The 2,429-nt window shown below is 65.8% G+C and carries 3 protein-coding genes and 1 pseudogene; 1 reads left to right on the forward strand and 3 read right to left on the reverse strand.

From position 1 onward, the window contains the following. A partial coding sequence (locus tag ENZ74_RS29240) for an MFS transporter (RefSeq protein WP_164761295.1) occupies nt 1-575 on the reverse strand: 575 nt, incomplete at its 3' end. A 49-nt stretch (nt 576-624) separates the two neighbouring features. Between ENZ74_RS29240 and ENZ74_RS29245 the strand changes: the two genes are divergently transcribed. Beyond that, on the forward strand, nt 625-1,164 hold the full coding sequence (locus ENZ74_RS29245) for an Lrp/AsnC family transcriptional regulator (RefSeq protein WP_013532925.1): 540 nt from the start codon (nt 625-627) through the stop codon (nt 1,162-1,164). A 10-nt stretch (nt 1,165-1,174) separates the two neighbouring features. Here the strand turns inward: ENZ74_RS29245 and mtnA are convergent, their stop codons facing one another. Further along, nucleotides 1,175-2,269 (reverse strand): S-methyl-5-thioribose-1-phosphate isomerase, encoded by a 1,095-nt coding sequence (mtnA, locus tag ENZ74_RS29250; RefSeq protein ID WP_013532924.1) that lies wholly within the window; start codon nt 2,267-2,269, stop codon nt 1,175-1,177. Beyond that, nucleotides 2,266-2,429: pseudogene (locus tag ENZ74_RS35435) on the reverse strand (S-methyl-5-thioribose kinase); the annotation flags it as partial. The gene mtnA and the pseudogene ENZ74_RS35435, both read right to left, overlap by 4 nt.

The raw sequence follows: 2,429 nt of genomic DNA on the forward strand, positions 1-2,429 counted from the left end.
GTCACTGCCAGCCCCATCCATGCAAGGGCCGCAAGCCCCGCGACCGCCACGAAAACGGCGCGCCAATGCACAAGATCGGCAAGCACGGCCGACAGCGAGACGCCGGCGACCATGCTGAGCGTCCATCCGGTCAGCACGACGCCGATCGTGCCGCTCTCCCTGCCCGGTGGGGCGATGGCCGCCGCGCTGGCATAGATCGCCGGCATGGCGACGCCGGCGGCGATGCCGGCCAGCAGCTGTGCGGCGACCAGCATGATCACCGTGGGTGCCGCGGCGCTGGCGACCAGCGCCAGTGCCAACAGCAGCAGTGCGCCCTGCAGCATTCTGCGAGCACCGAGCCGGTCGATGTAGCGCGCCAGGAACAGCGCGCTGGCAGAGGTGCCGAGGCCGAACGCGGCCGCCGCAATCATCACGGCCGGCACGCTGGTCCCGAACGACGAGGCGACAGCCGGTGCAATCGGACCCAGCACCAGCGAGTTCGAGCCGATGACCGCGATGCAGCCCGTCAACAGATAGGCAAGCGCCGGGATCGGGGCTCGGGCAGTCAATGGTGCAAGTTGATCAATGTTCGACATATCGGCATAATGGCCGTATTCTATTCAGCGGAGAACCAGGAATTTCGCCATGGATGAAGAAACAGATGGCATTCTGCAGAACAGGCCGGCGGCCCGCGATCTCGACGCGATAGACCGAAGAATATTAGGTGTCCTGGTCGATGATGCCACGATCAGCTACGCCGAACTCGGCGATCGCGTCGGCTTGTCGCCACCGGCAGCGCATGAGCGGGTCAAACGGCTCCGGCGCAGCGGCGCCATCCGCAACACGGTCACCATCATCGATCCCCGGGCGGTGAAAAAGCCTTTGCTCGCCTTTGTCCATATCGACACCAGGGGCTGGGGAAAGACGCCGGAACTGATGGCGGTCTCGCAATATCCCGAAGTGGAGGAAATCCATACCGTCGCCGGCGACACCTGCATGCTGCTGAAGGTCCGCACCGAAGACACCAGGGCCCTCGAAGGCCTTTTGGCGCGCCTCTACGAAACGCCGGGCGTCACCTCGACGCGCAGCTATGTGGTGCTCTCGACCTATCTGGAGCGGCCGGTGCAGCCGGGTATCACCGAGACTTGGCCGACACCCAAGCACATGGCCGAGCCTCTGTACTAGAAGCGAGCGGCTACGCCCGCTCGGGAAACATCTGCTTCAGGCCCTCGCGCGAGGCCTTGGCGACACCGCGCTCGGTGATCAGGCCGGTCACCAGCCGCGCCGGCGTCACGTCGAAGGCCGGGTTGGCCGCCGGCGTCGTCTCAGGCGAAATGCGCACCTGGGCAATCTCGCCGGCGGCGGTCTTGCCCCAGACCAGCGAGACCTCGTCGGCCGAGCGTTGCTCGATCGGGATTTCGGCCAGTCCGTCATGCACCGTCCAGTCGATGGTCGGCGACGGCAGCGCGACATAGAACGGCACGTCGTTGTCGGCGGCGGCGAGCGCCTTGAGATAGGTGCCGATCTTGTTGCAGACGTCGCCGTCGGCGGTGGTGCGGTCGGTACCGACGATGACCATGTCGATTGCGCCGCGCTGCATCAGATGGCCGCCGGCATTGTCGACGATCAGCGTGTGCGGCACGCCGTGCCCGGCCATCTCCCAGGCGGTCAGCTGGGCGCCCTGGTTGCGCGGCCGCGTCTCGTCGACATAGACATGGACCGGAATGCCGGCTTCTGTGGCCAGGTAGATCGGCGCGGTCGCCGTGCCGTAATCGACCGTCGCCAGCCAGCCGGCATTGCAATGGGTCAGGATGTTGACCGGCTCGCCCTTCTGCTTGCGCGCCGCGATCGCCTTGATGATGGTGAGACCGTTCTCGCCGATGGCGCGGTTGAGGCCGACATCTTCGTCGGCGATCTCACTGGCCCGCCGATAGGCGGCTGCAGCGCGTTGTTCGGTAGGCAAAGGCCGCAGGAAGCGCCGCATTTCGTCCAGCGCCCAGCGCAGATTGATCGCGGTCGGCCGCGTCTCGTGCAGGGTCTCCCACACGGCGTCGAGCGCTGCATCCGACGCATCGTCGGCCATCTGCATGGCGACGCCATAGGCAGCGGTGACGCCGATCAGCGGCGCGCCGCGCACCCACATGTCGCGGATGGCGGTGGCGATGCCGGCAACCGTGCCGATCCTCTCGATGCGGAAATCATGCGGCAGCCAGCGCTGGTCGATGATATCGACCGAACGGCCATCGTCGCTCAGCCAGATGGTGCGATAGTGGCGGTCGCCGACGTTCAAATGCTGCTCTCCTGTTCGATCAGCGCGGCCAGTTGGTTGACCTCGTCGATGCTGTGGATCTGGCGCCGGTTGACGGCGAGGTGGCGGCCGAATTTCAGCGCCTTTGCTTCACAACTGGCGCGCAGATCCTCGTCGGCAATGGTCTCGAAATCGGCATTGT

Origin of the sequence: Mesorhizobium sp. M7A.F.Ca.CA.002.15.2.1, assembly GCF_003998715.1 — a bacterium.
In the GTDB taxonomy this organism is placed as follows: Bacteria; Pseudomonadota; Alphaproteobacteria; order Rhizobiales; family Rhizobiaceae; genus Mesorhizobium; species Mesorhizobium ciceri.